This window comes from Nostoc sp. (assembly GCF_036917515.1).
In the GTDB taxonomy this organism is placed as follows: Bacteria; Cyanobacteriota; Cyanobacteriia; order Cyanobacteriales; family Nostocaceae; genus Nostoc.
The window spans coordinates 35,901-56,451 of the sequence record NZ_JBALDE010000132.1 but is presented as its reverse complement, the minus strand read 5'-3'; the positions used below and the strand labels follow the sequence as shown (position 1 = coordinate 56,451).

Sequence of the window (20,551 nt, the reverse complement as noted above, 5' to 3'; positions counted from 1 at the left end):
TGGCATGTTTTAGCCACTCTCCTCAAGACTTTTTTTGTTTTTAGTAACACTTTACAGTAACTACACAAGGATTATGGCGCTAGTCATCGTTCATTTAAAGTTTCCGGTGTTCATTTTTAACTGACTGTAGTCTTTTTGACAAGTTATTTGTGAAGATTTTTTTCTTAAAGATTACAAAATATTAATTGAAATATTTAGGACTTTGTTTTTTTGACAAATAGAACATTAAATGGTATTACTATTCCCAAAGTATGTATGCATTGCTATAATTAATACTAGTTAGTCTCATCAGCTATCCAAAATAACAACCATGAAGTATCGTCGCTTTTTTTACACACGTACTCAGCTATATAATTTTGTGACAGGTCAAACAAAAGCGAGAAATTGTCAAAACCTTAATAGTAGGTGTAAAAAGGACAGATATGCTTAAGGCTATTAGGGTTGAATGGCACAAATAAAAAATGAAATCCTTGCCAGGTCTGGGTATAGGGGGTAGGGTGTAGGTTCGGAAAAAATCAAGAAAAGTAAAAATAAGTGTGAACATAAATAAATTTCTTTGCTACGCAACGCTGGCGCGAACCTCACTATACCTCACACCCTACACCCCACAACTAAAAGCTTTGTAGATAATGGGTTTGCGTTAACAAGCGTGCCATTCGCTATTAGGGTCAATTAAATCTTTACCATATTACTGACAGTAATCCTGCTATAAATGCTGTCTTTTGTAAGACACCACCACCTTGCGAATCAATCCTGTGTCTCCATCCCAGATAGGGATTAATTGTATAAAAAATCCAAACTAAACTGCATCTACATACACCTTTACGTACATGAAAACGACATTAAATTTGTCACGTTTTTATAAAGCATGTAACCCCAGCTACACGCTAAATATAAGTAACGTACTAGATCGGCAGTATTACATAGATTTTGCTGATGTACGTGGTTGCAAGATTGTCGAAGAATTGCAACGGACTATCATTCGGATTTCTCCTGATGAGCCAACCTGTCAGTTATTTACTGGTCACATTGGCTGTGGTAAATCAACGGAATTGCAACGCCTCAAGACAGAACTAGAATTAGCGGGATTTCATGTGGTTTATTTTGAGTCCAGTCAAGACTTGGACATGGCAGATATTGATATCAGCGATATTCTGCTGAGTGTAGCCCGTCAAGTCAGTGCCAGTTTAGAAGGCATTGGCATCAAACTTAAACCTGGTTATTTTACTAATTTGTTTAAAGAAGTAGGTGATTTTTTGCAAAGCCCCATAGAACTTTCTGGACAAGCAGAGTTGTCCTTGGGTATTGCCAAAATTACTGCCAAAACTAAAGATAGCAACCAGATGCGGAATCAACTAAGGCAATATCTGGAACCACGAACCAATAGTATTTTGCAAGCGATTAACGAAGAAATTTTAGAAAAGGCTGTTGAACAGCTAAAGCTAAGAGGTCAAAAAGGACTGGTAGTGATTGTAGATAATTTGGATCGAGTGGATATGCGTCCCTTAGCATCCGGGCGATCGCAACCAGAATATCTCTTCATCGACCGAGGCGAACAGTTACGCCGACTTAAATGCCACCTAGTTTATACAATTCCCTTGGCGTTAATTTTTTCCAATGAGTATGAGACACTGAAAAATCGTTTGGGGGGAGGGATTGCACCAAAAGTACTGCCGATGGTATTAGTACGGCAAAGAGATGATAGTGACTACGAACCAGGAATGTCACTAGTGCGCCAGTTAGTTCTAGCTAGAGCTTTTCCAGAAGTTCCTTTGAATAGCAGACTTTTATTAATTACAGAATTATTCGATTGCTCTCAAACTTTGGATCGTCTATGCCGTGTTAGTGGTGGTCACATTCGTAACTTACTGGGCTTACTTTATAGCTGCCTGCAACGACAAGATCCGCCTTTTTCTAGGGACTGCTTAGAAGCCGTGATTAAGGACTACCGCGACGATCTACTATTAGCTATTGATGAGTCCCAGTGGGAATTATTGTTTGAAGTAGTACAGCAGCAGAGAGTTAAAGGTGAGTCTGACTATCAGAGCTTGCTAAGAAGTATGTATTTGTTTGAATATCGCGATCCTGTGGGGCGCTGGTTTGGTATCAGTCCAGCCTTGGCAGAAACAGAAAAAGTTTTGGCTTGGCAACAAAATAAGTAACAGTCAATTGTCATTTGTCATCATTGGTCATTTGTTAGTGGACTAATGGCCAATGCCCCATATCCAATGCCCCATATTCAATACCTCATATCCAATGCCTCATATCCAATGCCTCATATCCAATGCCTCATATCCAATGCCTCATGACAAACAGCTACGCGTCTACACCAAAGAAAATCAGCATACTTTGCAAAGATTGATTAGAGCGATCGCACTTTCTGAAGGTCAATTTGCTCTGATTTTAGTTCGATGTAACTATGGGCGATTACGTGAGCAAATGTTAGAAAATATTCGCTCGAATACCAAAGAAATTAATATCAGAGAAATCGTTCTCAATCCATCAACTACTTCTTTACACAGCACAATAATCTCAGAACTATCTTTAGATAATCCTGCCGTCCTTACAGACTCTTTACCGTCTGCTGTAATGATTTTCGGTATTGAGTCAACTACCGACCTAGAAAACTTACTTACAGGTGTCAACCAAGCACGAGATATCTATGCTGCTACTTTTCCATTTCCAGTGGTGTTGTGGCTACAGGATGAAGTGGCATCATTGCTTTCAAGATTAGCGCCTGATTTCAAAAGCTGGGCTGCAACCACTATTAAATTTGAAATGGCCAAAGCAGATTTAATTGCTTTGATTTCTCAAGAGGAAGAATCTCTATTTGACAAAGTTTTAGAAGCAGGTGCTGAAACGTTTTTATCTAATGCCTTCCTAGATTTAGATCCAAAATCCCAACACCGCCACGAAATAGAATCAGCCCGTAATGATTTACTACGCCTATATGGCGTTAAATTAACACCAGGATTAGAAGCTAGTTTAGAATTTGTGTTGGGGCGAGATAAATACGCCAACGATCAAATTAATGGCGCTTTAGCCAATTATCAAAGAAGCCTAGCATTATGGCAGCAGGAAGCGAGGAGGGTAGCAGAGTGGGAGAGTAATTCTTCTTTGCCCCTCTCATGTCCTCAACCTATGCCCCCCTCATCTTTACTAAAGCAAGCAATAGTACTATTCCACCTGGGGCTTTGTTATCACCGAATGGCAGACTTATACCACAATACTAGTAGCTATTGCGAACATGCTCTATCGTGGTTTAAACAATGCTTGGAGCTATTAGAGGAGGTACAAAGAGAAGACTTAGTTGCTAAATTCATTTTGCCTGCTTGTGAAATGCTGCAACGCTTACAAGCCTGGGATGATTTAAAACAATTAGCTCAAAAGTCATTACATCTACATCAAACTTATGGAACTACCGCACAAATTGCCCAAAATTATGGTTTTTTAGCAAATGTGGCGGCTTCAGAATCGAATTGGGTACTGGCTTATGAATTAGCAAATACAGCACTTTCTATCTCCGAAGAAGTAACACAAGTTTCTCTGCAAGATGCTTTGCAAAGACGACGACAAGAAAGTTGGCATCTTCTCTTACTAGCACGTACACAACGGCATTTGGGTGAGTCGGAGGAAGCTATCAATAACTTGGAATGGGCAAGGATAGTTTGTGAGCTACAACATCAGCCATTACTTTACTTAGAGATTTTAGAGGAACTGCGATCGCTTTACTTTTTTGAATGTCATAACTATACAGAAGCCTTTAAGCTAAAACAAGAAAAAATTAAAATAGAACATCAGTATGGCTTTCGTGCCTTCATCGGCGCAAGTCAATTGCAGCCACAACGCCCTAGAATTAACCCAGTACTGGAACCTCACAAAATACCGATTATTCCTGAAGAAATTGCTCAAGAAATATCTGCTTCTGGACGGCAACAAGATGTCAATCGCTTCATTGAAAGAATTGCCCGTGCTGACTACAAACTCACAGTTATTTATGGGCCATCTGGTGTAGGTAAAAGTTCAATTCTCAAAGCGGGTTTAGTCCCAGCACTCAAAGGAAAAGTTATTGGGGAACGCATTCCTATACCAATTGTTTTGTCTGTTTATACTGATTGGATGACAATCTTAATCGCTAGTATCAACCAAGCAATAGCATACACAGGAATATCGGTTAATCTTGACTCTACACCCACCATCATACTAGAAAAAATTCGGTTAGCATCTGAGCGCAATTATACAATAGTTATTATATTAGACCAGTTTGAAGAATTTTTCTTTATTAATAATCCTCCTACACAAAGAATAGAATTTTATAAATTTTTTAGTGAATGTTTAAATATCTCTTATGTAAAAATTATTCTTTCATTACGAGAAGATTACTTACATCATTTATTAGAATTTGAACGTTTGAGTCAGAAAAAAAGTACTGGATTATATGATTTAGGAGTAATTAATAAAAATATTCTTGATAAGGACATTCGCTACTATTTAGGAAAATTCTCTAGCCAAGATGCCAAAGCTATAATTCACAGTCTTACTCAACGTTCACATTACGAACTGAGTGAGGAATTAATTAACCGATTAGTCCAGGATTTGACAGGAGAACTAGATGAAGTACATCCAATTGAATTACAAATAGTCGGTGCTCAACTACAAATAGAAAACATTACGACACTTGCAGAATATAAGCTTTGTGGTGGCTCGGCAAAATTGGTGGAACGTTGGTTGGGGGAAGTTATCAAAGACTGCGGTCAAGAAAACGAAGAGTTAAGTTGGAAATTATTATTTGAGTTAACTGATGAAAAGGGGACACGACCGTTAAAAACCAAAGCTGATTTAGCGGCTGCATTAGTGAATAATTATGATATAGATACAATCTCAAGCTTTGACCAAGTTGGAGAACTGATTTTAGAAATATTGGTAGGTTCAGGATTGGTATTGCGAGTCAGAGAAGAGTTAGGCGATCGCTACCAGTTGGTTCACGATTATTTAGTTGAACCAATTCGCCAAAAAAACAACTATGGTATGCTCGCCGAATTAGAAAAAATCAAACTTGAAAAAACTAGAGCGGAAGCAGCCCAACAACTTAGTCAAAAGCAACTAAATTTAGTATTGCAACGACGACTGCGGGAAGCACGGATAGCAGGCGCAATTCTAGCAATTATGGGGGGAACAATCGCAGCGTTATGGTGGCAAGCCGACTTACAAAAAAGAGCAGCAGTTCGTCAAACTCTACGAGCTGAACGCAGTGAAACTAACTTGAAAATTAGTGCGATCGCTGCTGCTAGTGAAGCTTTGTTTGCCTCTAATAAAGAATTTGATGCCCTATTAGAAAGTTTGCGGGCTTGGAGAAAACTTAAACAAGCAGATGGAGTTCAGCCAGATACCCGAATGCGGGTGGTAACAGCCCTACAACAAGCAGTTTACGGGGTAACTGAGGTTAACCGCCTGGATGGGCACACTGATATCGTCTGGGGAGTGACTTTTAGCCCAGATGGTCAATTGCTAGCATCAGGTAGCCGAGATCAGACGGTGAAACTTTGGCATCCTGATGGTACTTTACTCCAAACCCTCAAAGGTCACACTGATGCTGTTACTTGTATAAGTTTTAGCCCAGATGGTCAAACCCTAGCCTCCGCTAGCCTTGATAAAACAGTGCAAATCTGGCATAAAAACTCGGTTACAGGTGAATTTGACCCCAAACCATATAAAACCTTGAGAGGACATGGAGATTGGGTTTACAGCGTTAATTTTAGTCCTGATGGCAAATTATTAGCTACTGGCAGTAAGGATAAAACTGTAAAGCTCTGGCGTAAAGACGGTAGCCTAGTAAAAATATTGAGAGGACATCAAGGGTGGGTTAACTGGGTAAACTTCAGTCCTGATAGTCAATTCATCGCCTCGGCCAGCGACGACAAAACAGTGAAAATCTGGCGACGGGACGGTAGCCTGGTTACAACTTTGCAAGGACATAAGCAAGGCGTGATTGTGTCTATTTTCAGCCCAGACGGTAAATTCCTGGCGTCAGCAGGTCGAGATCAGACAGTAAAGCTTTGGCGGCGGGAAAATAACAACACTAAAGACAGTTTTGACTTTTTTCCTTACAAAACTTTACGGCAGCATAACGGTACGGTGTGGAGTTTGAGCTTTAGTTCCGATAGTAAAAAGTTAGCTTCCGCAGGTGAAGACAATACCATAAACCTGTGGAGTATCACTGGTACTTTACTCAAAACCTTCAAAGGACACAGTGATGCTGTCGTTAGCATCGCTTTCAGTCCAAAAAACAAATTGTTAGCTTCAGGAAGTTTCGACAAAAGCATAAAACTATGGAGTTTAGATGCTCCAAAACCGTCTATTCTTCAAGGGCATCGGAAGCGAGTTTTGAGCGTTGCTTGGAGTCCCGATGGCCAGATGCTAGCTTCTGGTAGTCGCGATCGCACTGTCAAACTTTGGCAACGATACACCAGTAGTGGCGAGGTCAAAACCCGACTTTACAAAACTTTGGTGGGGCATACAAATGAAGTTACTAGTGTCAGTTTTGACCCCAAAGGTGAAATGCTGGCTTCAGGAAGTTTTGACAAAACAGTGAAACTTTGGCGGTTGGACGGTACTTTAATCATGACTCTCCACGGGCATAGCAATAGTGTCATGAGCGTGAATTTCAGCCCTGATGGTCAGTTTTTAGCATCAGCTAGCAAAGATAAAACAGTGAAACTTTGGAACCGTGAGGGCAAGTTACTCAAAACCTTAGTGGGACATCAGGGTTGGGTAAATAGCGTGAATTTCAGCCCTGATGGTCAGGTTTTAGCCTCTGCCAGTGACGATCAAACTGTGAAACTTTGGCGGCAGGATGGTACTTTGCTCAAAACTTTCTCACCCCATGATAGCTGGGTGTTGGGTGTCAGTTTTAGTCCTACTGACGAGTTATTGGCTTCTGCCAGCTGGGATAACACCGTGAAACTGTGGCGACGGGATGGGACATTGTTAAAAACCTTATTAAAGGGGTACAGTGATAGCGTCAATGCCGTGACTTTCAGCCCCAATGGTGAATTACTCGCCGCCGCCAGTTGGGACAGTACAGTGAAACTTTGGAGCCGTGATGGCAAATTAATTAAAAGTCTCAATGGGCATCGCGCTCCGGTATTAAGTGTCAGTTTTAGCCCAGATGGTCAAACACTAGCATCAGCTAGTGATGACAACACAATAATTCTGTGGAATTTACATCTTGACGATCTGCTTGTTCGTGGTTGCGATTGGGTGGGTGATTACCTTAAGCACAACCATAATCTTGAGGAGCGCGATCGCCTTCTTTGTGATGGCATAACCCGGACAAACCCTTTTTAATTACGAATTAGGAATTAGGTTGAAGCCTCAATGAGCAACCGCCCTTGGTTTAGCGGTTGATAAGGCGATCAAAGTTATTAATTCAGAGCTAGAAATAAATTTTGAGCTAATCAGCCGCATGAGCGATCGCTCTCCAAAATTTCATGGTTATTTTCTTCGGGAGCCTCTTGTGGCAAATTCGCCAAAAAGGCTTGTAGCTTCATGCGCTCAATGTAAGGCCAGCCTCCCTCAGACTCAATATCTTTCAGTAGTGAGTAAAGTTGGCGACGGTTAACAGGTAAACTCTCTTGAAAAACCCCATCCCGGATCTCTCGGTGCAACTGCTCCAATTGCCGCAGCAAAGCCAAAAGAGCTACAGTATCGCCTTCAGAAGCTGTAGCTGCATCAGACACCACAGTTGCGATCGCTTGCAGTTTACTAGACAACTTCTCTAATTCAATATTTTTGCGATCGTTCATCCCACCCTTTCCCTATAAATGAGGTCAACTCAAATTTACCGGAGATTTTTAATTTTCCCTAGTTTGTCAGTTGTCTCCCTGTTACCGCATCTCCTCACTTGCCCTAGTTAGGAGTGAATATAACTAGATTTGTATCTTTATCAAAAGCAATTGCGATCGCTCCAAAAAGAGCGTAGTAACCTTTAGCATAGGCTTTACAGAAGCTAGATGCGATCATAAGGAGACTTTCTTGGATTTTGATAACTTTGATTTTGAGTTAAAAAAAATCGTATGATCTGGCTGATTTACCCATCAAACAATGGGCTGTATGTAGTGGCGTCACATACATGATACAAAAAGACTTGGGCGACGCTGCTTTTGCCATAAGCAAAAGCAAAGTGCGAAGCAGACATCCCTGTTCGCACTCTTTGAGGCAAGCATTTATGCTGCTCTGTGTGAGGTTTATTCATCCACCCGCCCAACTTTAATAAATGCCACCAACAGTAAAACTGCTGGTTTTTTGCTCCCTTAGTGAGACACATCCAAAATGGATGCAGTGTGCTACTTAGTCTGGGGTTTACATCCCAAGCTCAAGAGAGCGATACGTATTAACTACGTTTAGCAACAGAAAAGTTTGAGCAGCGGTTGACAACCTAGACGCCCGGACACTTGCTTGAGCCTCTTAATCAGAGCAAAGGCGTGTCTGACCAAAGGTAGCTTTTCGCAGAGTAGCGACTTCTCATCAAAGATTAAAGCTTTGATGCAGTTTTACAACTTAGATATTAATTTTTGAGATTGAGGTTGACCATGAGGTATCGCGCTTTAATTGTTGCATTCTTGGCTTTGTGCCTGGGGCTAATAACCGCTTGTAGTGATGCTCCTGCTAGCAGTAGTGGTAGAGATGTACTCACTTACGATCAAATTCGCGGCACTGGCTTGGCTAACAAATGCCCCCAACTAACAGAAACACGCCGTGGCTCCATTCCCATTGATTCTAGCCAGTCCTATGCCATCAAAGAACTTTGCTTGGAACCAACTAGCTTCTTCATCAAAGAAGAACCTGCTAATAAACGCCAAGAAGCAGAATTTGTTGCTGGCAAATTGTTGACCAGATACACTTCCACCATTGACCAGGTGCAAGGCAACCTAAAAATCAACTCAGATAATAGCCTGACCTTTGTGGAAACTGATGGTCTTGACTTCCAAGCCATTACTGTGCAACTTCCTGGTGGTGAGCGAGTACCTTTCCTCTTCACTATCAAAAACTTGGTTGCTCAAACCCAACCCAGTTTGACCAGTATTAACACCTCCACGGACTTTGAAGGCACTTTCAAAGTTCCTTCCTATCGTGGTGCTGCCTTCCTAGATCCCAAAGGTCGTGGTGTCGTCAGTGGCTACGATAATGCCGTAGCTCTCCCCGCCCAAGCAGATGATGAAGAGCTTACCCGCACTAACGTCAAGCGTGCTGAAAATCTTAATGGCAAGATTTCTCTGCAAATCGCTAAAATAGATGGCTCTAGTGGTGAAATTGCTGGTACTTTCGAGAGCGAACAGCCATCTGATACAGATTTAGGTGCTGGCGAACCTAAAGAAGTCAAGATTCGCGGTCTATTTTATGGACGGGTTGAACCGACTCGTGGCTAAATCCTCGAAAGTAAGGAAACTGACTGGTACTCAGAACGATAATTCTGTAAGTATCAGACTTGATCGCAAAATTTAACCTATTTACCCTCTTTTTTCAAGAGGGTAAATAGATTTTTTACAAAAATCAGGAAAAGTTAAATCTAAGTAAAATAGCTCTGGCAATTGGGAAGATTTTTATTCCTTAGTCTTATAGGTAGCTTGATTCATTCCTTTAACCTTTTCCCTTTCATTAAAAGAATATAGACTTCAGTACAAAAAAGGGTGAAATGCCCTTTTTTTATGGGCTTGCGTAAATATACATAGGACTTTTTTAAATTATTTAGTGATTTTTAACTATTGAATAAATTTTAGTTGAAAGAGCACGTAATTTTACTGTAAATCCAACTTTTGCTTTTCAAACAAAAGCTCAACTACTGTTGTTTTGTTTCTCTAAATTTACTTCATCATTAATTAATTCAAGTTAAGTACAATCTCGGTTTGATATTTAGTGATTAATTTTATATTTTATTCCTATGTAGTTCTAAAACAGCTACAGCCCATACTAAAGATAAGTAACCAACGTAAATAGCGATTTCGCCCGTTTAAATTTTGCTCGATTGTCAGTAAACTATGGGATTATGAGAGAAAATCTTTATTATTTTCCATAGCATTTACTAGGAAGTATAGCGCAATATTTCCTTTGATATCGTGCGATCGCAGCTGAATTTAAAAGCGAATAATTGATTCTTTATTTGCTCAATAAACCCGGTGCTATGCCTACCACAGTCACCACTGAACTAAAGCACGAAATTTGGCAGTTGTTGCGAGAATATCAGCAATGTCCGTCAGAAAATATCCGCAATCAACTAGTAAAACTCAATTTTGGACTGGTGAGAAAAGAAGCTCACTACTGGACAAATCAATGTCATGAAACCTACGATGATTTGCTCCAGGTTGGATGTTTGGGTTTAATCAGAGCTATTGAAAGATTTGAACTTTCCAAGGGACATGCCTTCAGTTCCTATGCTCTTCCCTATATTCGGGGTGAAATTCAACACTATCTCCGAGATAAAGGTGTCACCGTGCGAATTCCTCGGAGATGGTTAGCACTCCAACAGCAAGCAATAGGAGTATCACGTTCTTGGCGTGAAAAGCACAATCGTCAACCAACCGACTCGGAATTAGCAGCTGCACTGGAAATTTCTCCAAACGAATGGCAAGAAATTAAATTAGCATGGGTTAATCGCGCTCCCTTGAGTCTTGATGTGCCAATCCAAGATGGAGAAGAAGGTTCTACCTGCTTGGGAGAATTGGTTCCAGATCCTCACTATCGCAGCTTTCAACTGGCACAAGAAGACCAACTTCGCTTACAACAAGCGTTGGTTCAGCTAGAAAAACGCACCCGCGATGTGTTGGAATGTGTGTTTTTGCAAGATTTGACCCAAAAACAAGTTGCAGAACATCTGGGCATCAGTGTAGTAACAGTTTCCCGTAGAGTCAAGAAAGGACTGGATTTAATGAAAGAGCTTATGGGTGTGGCAGAAGATTGACTGCAAACAAACACAAAACCGCAGTTATACTGCGTGGGCAGTACTAAAAATCACCCTTGAAATTTAAAAAATTAGGTTATAAAGGGAACATACTTTGCCTTAGATCCAAATTTTAGGCATGTTGATTTCCAATTTTCAATTTTCCAATGGCTTTTGAGAAAGGCTCATGGGCAGAACTTCAAAAATTACAATTGCAGCTATTCTAACTTTGGCGATCGCTGGATGTGCTTCTGAAGATACACAACAAGCTATCAATCCCGTGCCAATTCCCAAAATAGCCAAAAAGTCGCCATTAGCGGCTCAATCCTTTAAGAATCCAGTGATACCTGCTAAACAGGTTTCACAAGTTAATCTTGCATCTGTTAGCTTGATTCAATCCACTAATGCTACAGAGCGGGCACGAGAACTTGTGATATCAAAAGATCGAAGCGATCCTTTTACACAACTTTTCGGGCAGACGGTTCTCGGAATGCCTAAAACATTTGGAAGACCTGTTCCCGTGTTGCCTAAGCTACCTACTGCATCACTAGCAGGACGAAAACTTCCAACACGCAGCATAGCTTCAAACAGACCTGTTACCGTATCGCCTAAGCTACCTACTGCATCACTAGCAGGACGAAAACTTCCAATACGTAGCATAGCTTTAAATCCAAAGAAAAATAACGTTTCTTCTATACCAAAAAAAGTCAATCCTACCTTGACTTCAGTGTTGCCTAAAGTTTTGCCTCAAGTTATCCCTAACCCCACTTTAGTCTCTGTATTGCCACCACCAGCACAGCCTGAGTTAGCAAGGGCAGTAGTTGTAACTGGTGTAGTTCTAATTAGCAAGGAACCACAGGCAATTATCAAAGTACCCGATGAGCCGACAAGTCGTTATGTACAGGCGGGACAGCGATTAGCAAATGGGGTACTGATTAAACGTATTGAAATGAATCAAGGCTACAATCCCATTGTGATTTTGGAACAATATGGTATTGAAGTTGCCAAAATGGTAGGGGAAGGGGCTGTCAACTCAACGCCGTCAGCTGCATCTGCTACTGGCAATCCTATTTCAGCGACAACGCCCCCCCAAAATACCTTTAATGTGGGAGCTTCATAAAAATGGAGACTAAGGAAAAAGTCGAATTCCCTGGTTTGCCTTTAGCTGTATATAGAGAAATAGCAGCTCATTTACGTCAAGTCAAAGGGGTGGAAGTGGATTTAATTCCTCAGTCATCCCAACAGTTTGATTACAATCAAAGTCAAATTGCTGGCTTGAGCCTCTGGTGGACAGCAAACTCTAGCTTAGAAAATCGGCAACGAGTTAACCAGATTTTGGCTTACTATCAAAATCGCTATATGAATCCTATTTGATTTGTGAGAATTGCAACCCGCAAAACCCCGACTTCTTTAAGAAGTCGGGGTTCTTGTTGTTCGTGAATCATTCTGAAATTCATTCCACAAAGCAGCGATCGCAGTAAGCATTATTTCACACAGGTTCATAAAAATACTGTCTAACGGTCTTACAACACGCAGCAAGGGGAGGATTTTAAAAAGCAACGTTATGATAATTAATGCATTAATCGAGCTTGAGTCTAATAATAAATAAGTTGGCGCAAATAAACTTTCAAAGTACAAAGACGATTAATCGCCTCTCTAAAGCAGTCAAAAACCATTGCTCTTGACTGTATATTTAAGTGCTGCGTCCAACCAAAATCAGCCGTTGTACAAATTTCCATAAGGATAATTGAAGTGACTAGGACTAATTCAGACTTTCTTTCTTTCAGCGATCCGGCGATCGCGGAGTTAATCAACGACGAACTACAGCGTCAGCAAGACCATTTGGAGTTGATTGCTAGTGAAAACTTTACCTCCGCCGCTGTACTAGCGGCTCAAGGTTCGGTACTGACAAATAAATATGCTGAGGGTTTACCTGGTAAACGCTACTATGGCGGTTGTGAGTTTATCGACAAAATCGAGCAACTAGCGATCGACCGTGCTAAACAGATATTTGGTGCGGCTCATGCGAATGTACAACCTCATTCTGGTGCACAAGCCAATTTTGCTGTGTTTCTGTCACTCCTAGAACCAGGGGACAAAATTATGGGGATGGATTTGTCTCATGGGGGACATCTTACCCACGGTTCCCCTGTAAATTTCTCAGGTAAGTGGTTCCAAGTTAGCCACTACGGTGTCAGTCAACAAACAGAACAACTTGACTACGATCAAATTCGCGAGCTGGCGCTGAGGGAGCGTCCTAAGCTCTTGATTTGTGGTTATTCGGCTTATCCTCGTGTAATTGACTTTGAAAAGTTCCGTAATATTGCTGATGAAATCGGCGCTTACTTACTCGCTGATATTGCTCACATTGCTGGTTTAGTTGCCACTGGTCTTCATCCCGATCCCATTCCTCACTGTCACGTAGTAACAACAACTACCCATAAGACTCTACGCGGACCTAGAGGTGGTTTAATCTTGACTGGCGACGCAGAACTAGGTAAAAAGTTAGATAAATCTGTTTTTCCTGGCAGCCAAGGCGGGCCATTAGAACACGTTATTGCTGCCAAAGCAGTAGCTTTTGGAGAAGCCCTCAAGCCTGAGTTTAAAACTTATTCTGCCCAAGTGATTGAAAATGCTCGTGCTTTGGCCGAACAACTGCAAAATCGTGGTTTAAAGTTAGTATCTAACGGCACTGACAATCATTTAATCTTAGTAGATTTACGCTCTGTAAGTCTAACTGGTAAGCAGGCAGATCAGTTAGTCAGTACTGTGAATATTACTGCTAACAAGAATACTATTCCCTTTGATCCGCAGTCACCATTTGTTACCAGCGGTCTGAGGTTAGGTTCGCCAGCAATGACTACACGGGGCTTAAGAGTAGCAGAATTTACCGAGATTGCAAATATTATTAGCGATCGCCTACTTTCTCCAGATTCCGACGTAGTAACCCAAGATTGTCGGCAACGGGTAGCGGCATTGTGCGATCGCTTTCCCTTATATCCTCACCTGGAAATTCCTGTACCAGCATTAGCATAATTGGGCATGGGGGAGCCAGTGCGTTGGGCGGGCAATGCCCGACTTGAAGCAACTGGTGTCATTGGGGATGGGGCATTGGTCAATAGTTCTTCTTCCCCATTCCCCACTCCCTATTCCCCATTCCACACTCCCTACTTCCCTTCCCCAATCCAATGAGTGCAGAAATTATTTGTGTTGGTACTGAACTACTGTTGGGAGATATCCTCAACGGCAATGCTCAATTTTTGGCGCAACAATTAGCGCAACTAGGAATTCCCCACTACTATCAAACAGTGGTTGGGGATAACCCAGAACGCTTGAAGCAAGTTATAGAAATTGCTACTTCCAGAGCGCAAATTCTCATTTTCACTGGTGGACTCGGCCCAACACCTGATGATCTCACCTGCGAAACCATCGCCGATTTTTTTAAAGTCCCCTTGGTAGAACGTTCTGACATTATCGAGGACATAACTCAGAAATTCGCCCAACGTGGTCGGGTTATGTCACCAAGTAACCGCAAGCAGGCTTTGATTCCCCAAGGTGCAGAAATTCTACCCAACCCCACTGGAACAGCACCCGGCATCATTTGGCAACCTCGTCCTGAAATCACGATTTTTACCTTTCCCGGTGTTCCCAGTGAAATGCACGTGATGTGGGAAGAAACAGCTGTGCCGTTTCTCAAAAGTCAAGGTTGGGGTAAAGAAATTATTTACAGCCGGAGTTTAAAATTTTGGGGTATTGGTGAATCTGCTTTGGCGGAAAAGGTTGCTTCCTATTTGAAATTGCCAAATCCCACAGTAGCCCCTTATGCAGGTAAGGGGGAAGTAAGATTGCGAGTTTCTGCTAAAGCCACTTCCGAAGCAGCCGCAGAAGAACTAATTGCACCCATTGAGAAACAGCTTAAAGAAATCGCCGGATTGGATTTTTACGGCGTTAACAACGATACCCTTGCTTCCGTAGTCAGTCAGTTATTGCGGGCATCAAAAGAGACGCTTTCAGTGGCAGAATCTTGCACTGGTGGCGGTTTAGGGCAAATGTTGACTGAGATTTCTGGGAGTTCTGATTACTTTTGGGGTGGCGTAATTTCTTATGACAATTCAGTGAAGGTTGGACTGTTGGGGGTTAACCCAGAAGATTTAGATAAATTTGGGGCGGTAAGTGCTACTGTCGCAGAGCAAATGGCTGTTGGAGTCAAAACCCGCCTTGCAACAACTTGGGGATTGAGTATCACTGGTATTGCTGGCCCAACCGGAGGGACAGATACTAAACCGGTGGGTTTAGTTTACATTGGTTTGGCTGGGCCAAAGGATGAAGTGGCAAGTTTTGAGTATCAGTTTGGTACAGTGCGAGGTCGAGCTTTAATTCGTCATGTCAGCGCGAATGCAGCGTTGGATAATCTGCGGCGGAAGTTGTTGACGAGGTAGGAGTTATATTATGTTTGTCATACAAGTTGTATGACAAACGAACTTATCGAAAATCTGATGCTATGCTGAAAAACTCAATTACGAATTACGAATTACGAATTATGCAGGTATGAGCAAAGTTCCTATCCTCCAACCAAATCACTCATACATTTTTAGAAGCTATTTTGAGATGTCATTTGAGCCAGAAGACATACTGGTTGAATTTGGCTATTCTTTAAAACGTTCCTCTCTCAATCTACAAAAGTCTACCATTGAATTAGACAGACTTGCAAATCTCAAATCTAGAATTGAAGAGAGTTTGCCATATATTAGTTTGACTAGTAAGGCAGCCCGCAGAGAGTTACTAATTGCGCCAATTTTATTGGATGTTGTTCATTACACTCACGCCCAACTTAGAATCGAATATCCTCTTCTAGTTACAGAACAGTTAAAAGGTTCCCTTGACTATTATCTTCATACAGACCGTAAGCTTTTAGTTATAGAAGCTAAAAATGCTGATTTGGCAAGGGGTTTTACTCAGCTTGCTGTAGAACTGATTGCTATTGATGCGTGGACTGACTCTCAAGAACCAAATTTACAGGGGGCTGTTTCTACAGGGGATATTTGGCAATTTGGTTTATTGAATCGAGAAAGTAAACAAATAACTCAAGACCTGAATTTATATCGTGTTCCTGCTGACATAGAAGACTTGCTTTGTATTTTGGTGGCGATACTCGGTTGCTGAGAAAGATCGCGACTTTGGAGAATCAAAGATGAAAAATTATCATATTAATATTTTCTACAGTCAAGTCAAAATAGAATCTAGCAACCACGTTCTATCAATCGCTGATACCAACTTATGTAAGCTGGCTCGTAAACAGAGTTCGCTGCTTTTTCAGCATCCTCACAAGCTTGTGTAAAAAAGTCATTATCATCTATATCAAGCTTTGATAGACGACATAATGCTTTTGATCTTTCGTAGAGTGCCTTAGCCGAGTAATCAGAGTTTCGGTGCTGCGAAGCGTCTTTAAGTAAATCAACAGCATTTTTAAGCCAAGTAATTCGCTGATCCAAATTATATATGTGGCCTTCGGCTCCGAGTTGTTCAGCTGTATTCCACATCGCAACACCATGCTGGTACATTGCTACATGGTTGTATTCATTGGAGTTATGAATTTTTGCTAATTCATCAAATATTGTCATTGCTCGCAGATAATCTCTTTTCCAAAAAGCTTCTACTGCTGCACTCCTTAATTCATAGGGCGTTTTATCTTTTAACTGCTCTTGTAGTTCTTCTTTTACTTCAGCAGGATCGCTAACAGGCTCCCCTACACAGTTACCATCCAATAATTCTGTAGTAGAGGAAGGTATTTTCGCTGGAATCCATGCCTGAATAATATCTTGTGGAATTAGTTGTTCTCGAACAGGTTCCAATTCCGCAGCAAAACGATGATATTCACCGCGTTGTTCTTTGAGATCATCCCTGAAATGATTCACTCTAAACAGAAGTGATACTCCCAATTCATCATCAATATGTACAAATGGAGAAGCTAACCATTGAATTGAATTTTCATTATTGGGCGGATTCCATTTCCAGTAAATTTTTTGTTCATCAATATCTTTAGATTGAGTAATATTAAGACCTGTAGAAAAGCAAAGTTCATTGGTAATTAATCCATAAAAAGGCGAATGCCATTTTTTTATTTCTGGATCATCACTTACACCTTTTTTTGCCAATCAGTCAAAGGAGTAAGTAGTGATAGTACTTCTTGGCGAAGCCCTTCATAAAGATCACGAAATATCCTATGCGAAATTGGAACGTGTGCAAGTTTATTGCGTAGTGAATTTATCGCTTTAAGCCTATCGATCCTCTTAAGCTCATTACCTTTAAAACCTTTTACTGATTCAATACGTTGCCAAGCAGTGAGAAATGCTAAAGAAGGATTCCCATCAGGAACTTTTTCAAGGTAATCTTTGACACAAACGACAAATGAACACTCAAATTGCTCATCAAGCTTTAAAAACCAACTGAGAAAATCGAGCCATGCACCAATACTTCCACGAAGACAGCCTACATTATCTGAATCAAAATCAGGCTCACCAGCATCATCCTGTTTTATACCTGTGATTAATGTTCGTAACTTATTCAATTGCTCACTCATATTTGGTTGTTCTTGCCAAATAACTAAAAGCCGCGTAGCTAAAGACGCACTGAGTGTTACGACCAGTGACTCCTCAATATGGATCAATCGCCAAGTGTGTTCGTAAATCGCTGTAGAACTCCCAATTAGACGACGGCGATAAGCTTCATAAGCATTCGCAATAGGTGTCCACAGTTGACATTGAACCTTTGCCATTAGAATCCTTGTTCTTATAAAACTACTTGGAACATCTGCAAATCATCTTTAAGCTGGCTCAATAATTGCCCTTATTCACCAATAAGTACTAGCAGTAGTTCTTGTTGTGATTATCCTTATATAACAATGGTTGACAAGTTCTAAAATATCTAGCTGAGTGGTAGTTGGCAGTAGTGAGAGGCTTCAAAATTAATCTTGTTTCAGTATTCCCACTTGTAAGCGATTAATAGCACTTTGCACTAAATTTAATCCTAACAAAACAAAGTAAGTAATATATGATACATTTGCCCATTAACCATCAGCTATCCTATGCCTACCCATCAGTACAATTAATCACGGGATCGCTTGCTGTATTCTTCACAGTTTGTTACAAAAGTACAAAGAACTTCTAGAGACCCAAAATCACATGTTCGGCGGACTTACTAGTTTACAAGATCCTAAAGGCACTGATTGGGGAGAGCGGATGCTTAACACGGTCGCTAGCCAAACGATTCGCCACCTGTTTAGTATGAGCGAGTCAGTAGAAGTATTTGTGCGCTGCTACCCCTCCAGCAAGCTCTTGCAAGGCAGCATTGATAGCTTCAAAATGAGCGGTCGTGGCTTGGTGATTCGGAAAGATTTCGCGGTTGAGGAAATGTCTTTTGAAACTGATGCGGTTGCCATTGACTTCGGCTCGGTTTTAAAGGGTAAACTCAGTCTTAAGCAACCCACTCAAGCGATCGCTCAAGTAATCTTATCAGAAGTAGGCATCAACCAAGCTTTTAATGCGGAACTGGTGAAAAAGCGCCTGCTTAACCTCACCGTACCATCACTGACAGCATTATCTGGCGGAGAACCAGTCTCCTTTACGGAAGTTCAGATACAGCTATTACCTGAAAATCGGTTGCAGCTTGTAGCAAAAGCAGATTTAAATAATGGCGAACTTGTACCCCTGAGCATGATCCTAACTATAGGCATTGAAAGGCGGCGGCGAGTTTCTTTCAAAGATCCAAAAATCGAACTTGACCAAGTACCAGAAGCACAACGCGAAATCTCGCAAACCTTGAGCGTGGCGCTAGTAGAAATTTTAGATAATATGGTTGATCTTGATCGTTTTGACCTTGATGGAGTGAAAATGCGGCTCAACCGATTAGAAACTGAAGGTCAAAAACTTATTTTCAGTGGATATGCTGAAATTGAACGTATTCCAAATAGCGCTTGATGAAATACTTACACACAAACAATCAAAGTAAAGTGAAACTTTAAAAAAATTAAACTACCGCCTAGAATCATCTAGGCAGTAGTTTAATTCTTTAGGTTTTGAATGGAGTTAGGAGTTATTAATTACTAAGTTGTAATTAATTTTTATTATCATTCTTAACTCCTGTAGAGACGCGATTAATCGCGTCTCTACTTTTTATCTTCCCACACCTACATATTGGAATCCAGCGCGTATCATTACTTCGGGGTCGAGGAAGTTACGACCGTCGATGATAACGGGGTGGGCCATCAATTTTGCCATCTTCACATAGTCGAGAGTGCTGAACTGCTGCCATTCGGTGACAAGTACTAAGGCATCACAGCCATCAGCGAGTCTTTCAGCATCGGTTTCTACTAGCACGCCAGAAAGCCCATGACGTAGACCTGTTTGGGAAACAATGGGGTCATAGGCTTTTACTTTGGCTCCCAGTCGGTTTAGCTGCTCAATTAGGTTGAGTGCTGGGGCGTCACGCAAATCGTCGGTATCAGGCTTGAAGGTCAGTCCGAGTAGTCCGACTGTTTTGCCTTTGAGAATTTTCAGAACTTGTTGGAGTTTCTCCAAAGCAATCAATCGCTGGCGTTCGTTGACACTGACAGCAGATTTCAGTAGCTGGGCTTCATAACCATAGTCATCAGCAGTGTGAATCAGTGCAGAGACATCTTTGGGGAAACAAGAACCACCCCAACCAATACCAGCTTGTAAAAACTTGTTACCAATGCGGGAATCTAGACCGATACCTCTAGCTACTTGAGTAACATCAGCACCGACGCGATCGCAAATATTAGCAACTTCGTTAATAAAACTAATCTTAGTGGCTAAAAAGGCATTAGCGGCGTATTTAATCATCTCCGCCGAACTAAGGTCTGTTGCCAAAATTGGCACAGGAGGTAGAGATTGATCGGCAGCGAACTTGCGTTCAACAATTGGCCCATATAGTTGTTGCATCAATGCTACAGCTCTTTGACTATTGCCCCCTAATACAATGCGATCAGGGTTGAAGGTGTCGTAAACTGCTGAACCTTCTCGCAAAAACTCTGGATTACTGACTACATCAAACTCAGCTGCAAACTCAGATAATTTATCATCACTCGGCACTCCACCTGCGGGTACCAATGTTTTCTGCCGCTCTGCAACACCATCCAGAATCAGCATCCGCACCCAGTCACCTGAACCAATGGGTACTGTAGATTTATTTACTATTACTTTATAACCACCGTTGAGATTTTCGCCAATACCACGGGCTACAGCTTCAACATAACGAGTATCACTTTCACCAGTGGGTAAAGGTGGCGTTCCCACAGCAATAAACAGAATTTCTCCGTGGGAAACTCCAGCAGCAAGATCGCTAGTAAAATGAATCTTCTCTGCTTGAATGGCAGACTGCATAATTTCTGAGAGTCCCGGCTCAAAAATTGGAGACTGCCCAGACTTCATTAACTTAACTTTTTCTTCGTTGTTGTCTACGCAAATTACATCATGCCCAATATGAGCCAAGCAAGCACCTGTAACTAAACCAACGTAACCAGTACCAATAACGCAAACACGCATTTATTTAACTCCTCACTTTTTTGGGTTTAATTTTCAAAAAGAAATTCTCAAT

General features: G+C 41.3%; 16 protein-coding genes. 11 read left to right on the top strand and 5 right to left on the bottom strand.

Going from position 1 to position 20,551, the window contains the following annotated elements; translation table 11 throughout:
* Positions 1–830: 830 nt before the first annotated feature.
* Together V7K89_RS17160 and V7K89_RS17155 are read left to right on the top strand one after the other, a co-directional pair.
* A complete protein-coding gene (locus tag V7K89_RS17160) occupies positions 831–2,162 on the top strand; it encodes a P-loop NTPase fold protein (RefSeq protein WP_335189147.1) in 1,332 nt (443 codons plus the stop codon).
* 136 nt (positions 2,163–2,298) lie between these two features.
* Positions 2,299–7,347, top strand: a complete 5,049-nt coding sequence (locus V7K89_RS17155) for an nSTAND1 domain-containing NTPase (RefSeq protein WP_335189145.1) — start codon at positions 2,299–2,301, stop codon at positions 7,345–7,347.
* A gap of 110 nt (positions 7,348–7,457) precedes the next feature.
* Here V7K89_RS17155 and V7K89_RS17150 read toward each other — a convergent pair whose 3' ends face one another.
* Together V7K89_RS17150 and V7K89_RS17145 are read right to left on the bottom strand one after the other, a co-directional pair.
* Entirely contained in the window at positions 7,458–7,805 is a 348-nt protein-coding gene (locus V7K89_RS17150) for a hypothetical protein (RefSeq protein WP_335189143.1), read from the bottom strand.
* A gap of 284 nt (positions 7,806–8,089) precedes the next feature.
* Complete coding sequence (locus tag V7K89_RS17145; protein WP_335189141.1) at positions 8,090–8,326, bottom strand: hypothetical protein; 237 nt, start codon at positions 8,324–8,326, stop codon at positions 8,090–8,092.
* 265 nt (positions 8,327–8,591) lie between these two features.
* Here V7K89_RS17145 and V7K89_RS17140 point away from each other — a divergent pair, with 265 nt between their 5' ends.
* The 8 genes from V7K89_RS17140 to V7K89_RS17105 all read left to right on the top strand — a co-directional run bounded on the left by V7K89_RS17140 (position 8,592) and on the right by V7K89_RS17105 (position 16,099).
* Complete coding sequence (locus V7K89_RS17140; protein WP_335189139.1) at positions 8,592–9,428, top strand: photosystem II manganese-stabilizing polypeptide; 837 nt, start codon at positions 8,592–8,594, stop codon at positions 9,426–9,428.
* Between the two features lie 752 nt (positions 9,429–10,180).
* Positions 10,181–10,957, top strand: coding sequence for an RNA polymerase sigma factor SigF (locus tag V7K89_RS17135; RefSeq protein WP_335189137.1), 777 nt, complete (start codon positions 10,181–10,183; stop codon positions 10,955–10,957).
* Between the two features lie 166 nt (positions 10,958–11,123).
* Entirely contained in the window at positions 11,124–12,056 is a 933-nt protein-coding gene (locus V7K89_RS17130) for a hypothetical protein (protein ID WP_335189135.1), read from the top strand.
* Positions 12,057–12,058: 2 nt separating this feature from the next.
* On the top strand, positions 12,059–12,310 hold the full coding sequence (locus V7K89_RS17125; RefSeq protein WP_335189133.1) for a hypothetical protein: 252 nt from the start codon (positions 12,059–12,061) through the stop codon (positions 12,308–12,310).
* A 378-nt stretch (positions 12,311–12,688) separates the two neighbouring features.
* Positions 12,689–13,972 (top strand): serine hydroxymethyltransferase, encoded by a 1,284-nt coding sequence (gene glyA, locus V7K89_RS17120; protein WP_335189131.1) that lies wholly within the window; start codon positions 12,689–12,691, stop codon positions 13,970–13,972.
* A gap of 6 nt (positions 13,973–13,978) precedes the next feature.
* The gene (locus V7K89_RS17115; RefSeq protein ID WP_335189129.1) at positions 13,979–14,128 is read left to right on the top strand and encodes a hypothetical protein; all 150 of its coding nucleotides are present in this window, start codon (positions 13,979–13,981) and stop codon (positions 14,126–14,128) included.
* The gene (locus V7K89_RS17110; protein WP_335189127.1) at positions 14,125–15,375 is read left to right on the top strand and encodes a competence/damage-inducible protein A; all 1,251 of its coding nucleotides are present in this window, start codon (positions 14,125–14,127) and stop codon (positions 15,373–15,375) included. The genes V7K89_RS17115 and V7K89_RS17110 overlap by 4 nt, the downstream gene beginning before the upstream one ends.
* A 109-nt stretch (positions 15,376–15,484) precedes the next feature.
* The gene (locus tag V7K89_RS17105; RefSeq protein WP_335189125.1) at positions 15,485–16,099 is read left to right on the top strand and encodes a hypothetical protein; all 615 of its coding nucleotides are present in this window, start codon (positions 15,485–15,487) and stop codon (positions 16,097–16,099) included.
* A gap of 77 nt (positions 16,100–16,176) precedes the next feature.
* On the opposite strand, the gene V7K89_RS17100 is transcribed toward V7K89_RS17105, so the two are convergent.
* Positions 16,177–17,091, bottom strand: coding sequence for a hypothetical protein (locus tag V7K89_RS17100; protein ID WP_335189123.1), 915 nt, complete (start codon positions 17,089–17,091; stop codon positions 16,177–16,179).
* The gene (locus V7K89_RS17095) at positions 17,073–17,711 is read right to left on the bottom strand and encodes a hypothetical protein (protein WP_335189121.1); all 639 of its coding nucleotides are present in this window, start codon (positions 17,709–17,711) and stop codon (positions 17,073–17,075) included. The genes V7K89_RS17100 and V7K89_RS17095 overlap by 19 nt, the downstream gene beginning before the upstream one ends.
* 406 nt (positions 17,712–18,117) lie before the next feature.
* On the opposite strand from V7K89_RS17095, the gene V7K89_RS17090 reads away from it, so the two are divergent.
* Entirely contained in the window at positions 18,118–18,912 is a 795-nt protein-coding gene (locus tag V7K89_RS17090) for an LmeA family phospholipid-binding protein (RefSeq protein WP_335189119.1), read from the top strand.
* Between the two features lie 195 nt (positions 18,913–19,107).
* Here the strand turns inward: V7K89_RS17090 and V7K89_RS17085 are convergent, their stop codons facing one another.
* A complete protein-coding gene (locus tag V7K89_RS17085) occupies positions 19,108–20,499 on the bottom strand; it encodes a UDP-glucose dehydrogenase family protein (RefSeq protein WP_335189117.1) in 1,392 nt (463 codons plus the stop codon).
* Between the last annotated feature and the right edge of the window lie 52 nt (positions 20,500–20,551).

Coding starts and splice junctions, on each gene's coding strand:
- V7K89_RS17160 (WP_335189147.1), top strand. CDS start 831: ATGAAAACGACATTAAATTTGTCACGTTTTTATAAAGCATGTAACCCC.
- V7K89_RS17155 (WP_335189145.1), top strand. CDS start 2,299: ATGCCTCATGACAAACAGCTACGCGTCTACACCAAAGAAAATCAGCAT.
- V7K89_RS17150 (WP_335189143.1), bottom strand. CDS start 7,805: ATGAACGATCGCAAAAATATTGAATTAGAGAAGTTGTCTAGTAAACTG.
- V7K89_RS17145 (WP_335189141.1), bottom strand. CDS start 8,326: ATGTGTCTCACTAAGGGAGCAAAAAACCAGCAGTTTTACTGTTGGTGG.
- V7K89_RS17140 (WP_335189139.1), top strand. CDS start 8,592: ATGAGGTATCGCGCTTTAATTGTTGCATTCTTGGCTTTGTGCCTGGGG.
- V7K89_RS17135 (WP_335189137.1), top strand. CDS start 10,181: ATGCCTACCACAGTCACCACTGAACTAAAGCACGAAATTTGGCAGTTG.
- V7K89_RS17130 (WP_335189135.1), top strand. CDS start 11,124: ATGGGCAGAACTTCAAAAATTACAATTGCAGCTATTCTAACTTTGGCG.
- V7K89_RS17125 (WP_335189133.1), top strand. CDS start 12,059: ATGGAGACTAAGGAAAAAGTCGAATTCCCTGGTTTGCCTTTAGCTGTA.
- V7K89_RS17115 (WP_335189129.1), top strand. CDS start 13,979: ATGGGGGAGCCAGTGCGTTGGGCGGGCAATGCCCGACTTGAAGCAACT.
- V7K89_RS17110 (WP_335189127.1), top strand. CDS start 14,125: ATGAGTGCAGAAATTATTTGTGTTGGTACTGAACTACTGTTGGGAGAT.
- V7K89_RS17105 (WP_335189125.1), top strand. CDS start 15,485: ATGAGCAAAGTTCCTATCCTCCAACCAAATCACTCATACATTTTTAGA.
- V7K89_RS17095 (WP_335189121.1), bottom strand. CDS start 17,711: ATGGCAAAGGTTCAATGTCAACTGTGGACACCTATTGCGAATGCTTAT.
- V7K89_RS17090 (WP_335189119.1), top strand. CDS start 18,118: ATGTTCGGCGGACTTACTAGTTTACAAGATCCTAAAGGCACTGATTGG.
- V7K89_RS17085 (WP_335189117.1), bottom strand. CDS start 20,499: ATGCGTGTTTGCGTTATTGGTACTGGTTACGTTGGTTTAGTTACAGGT.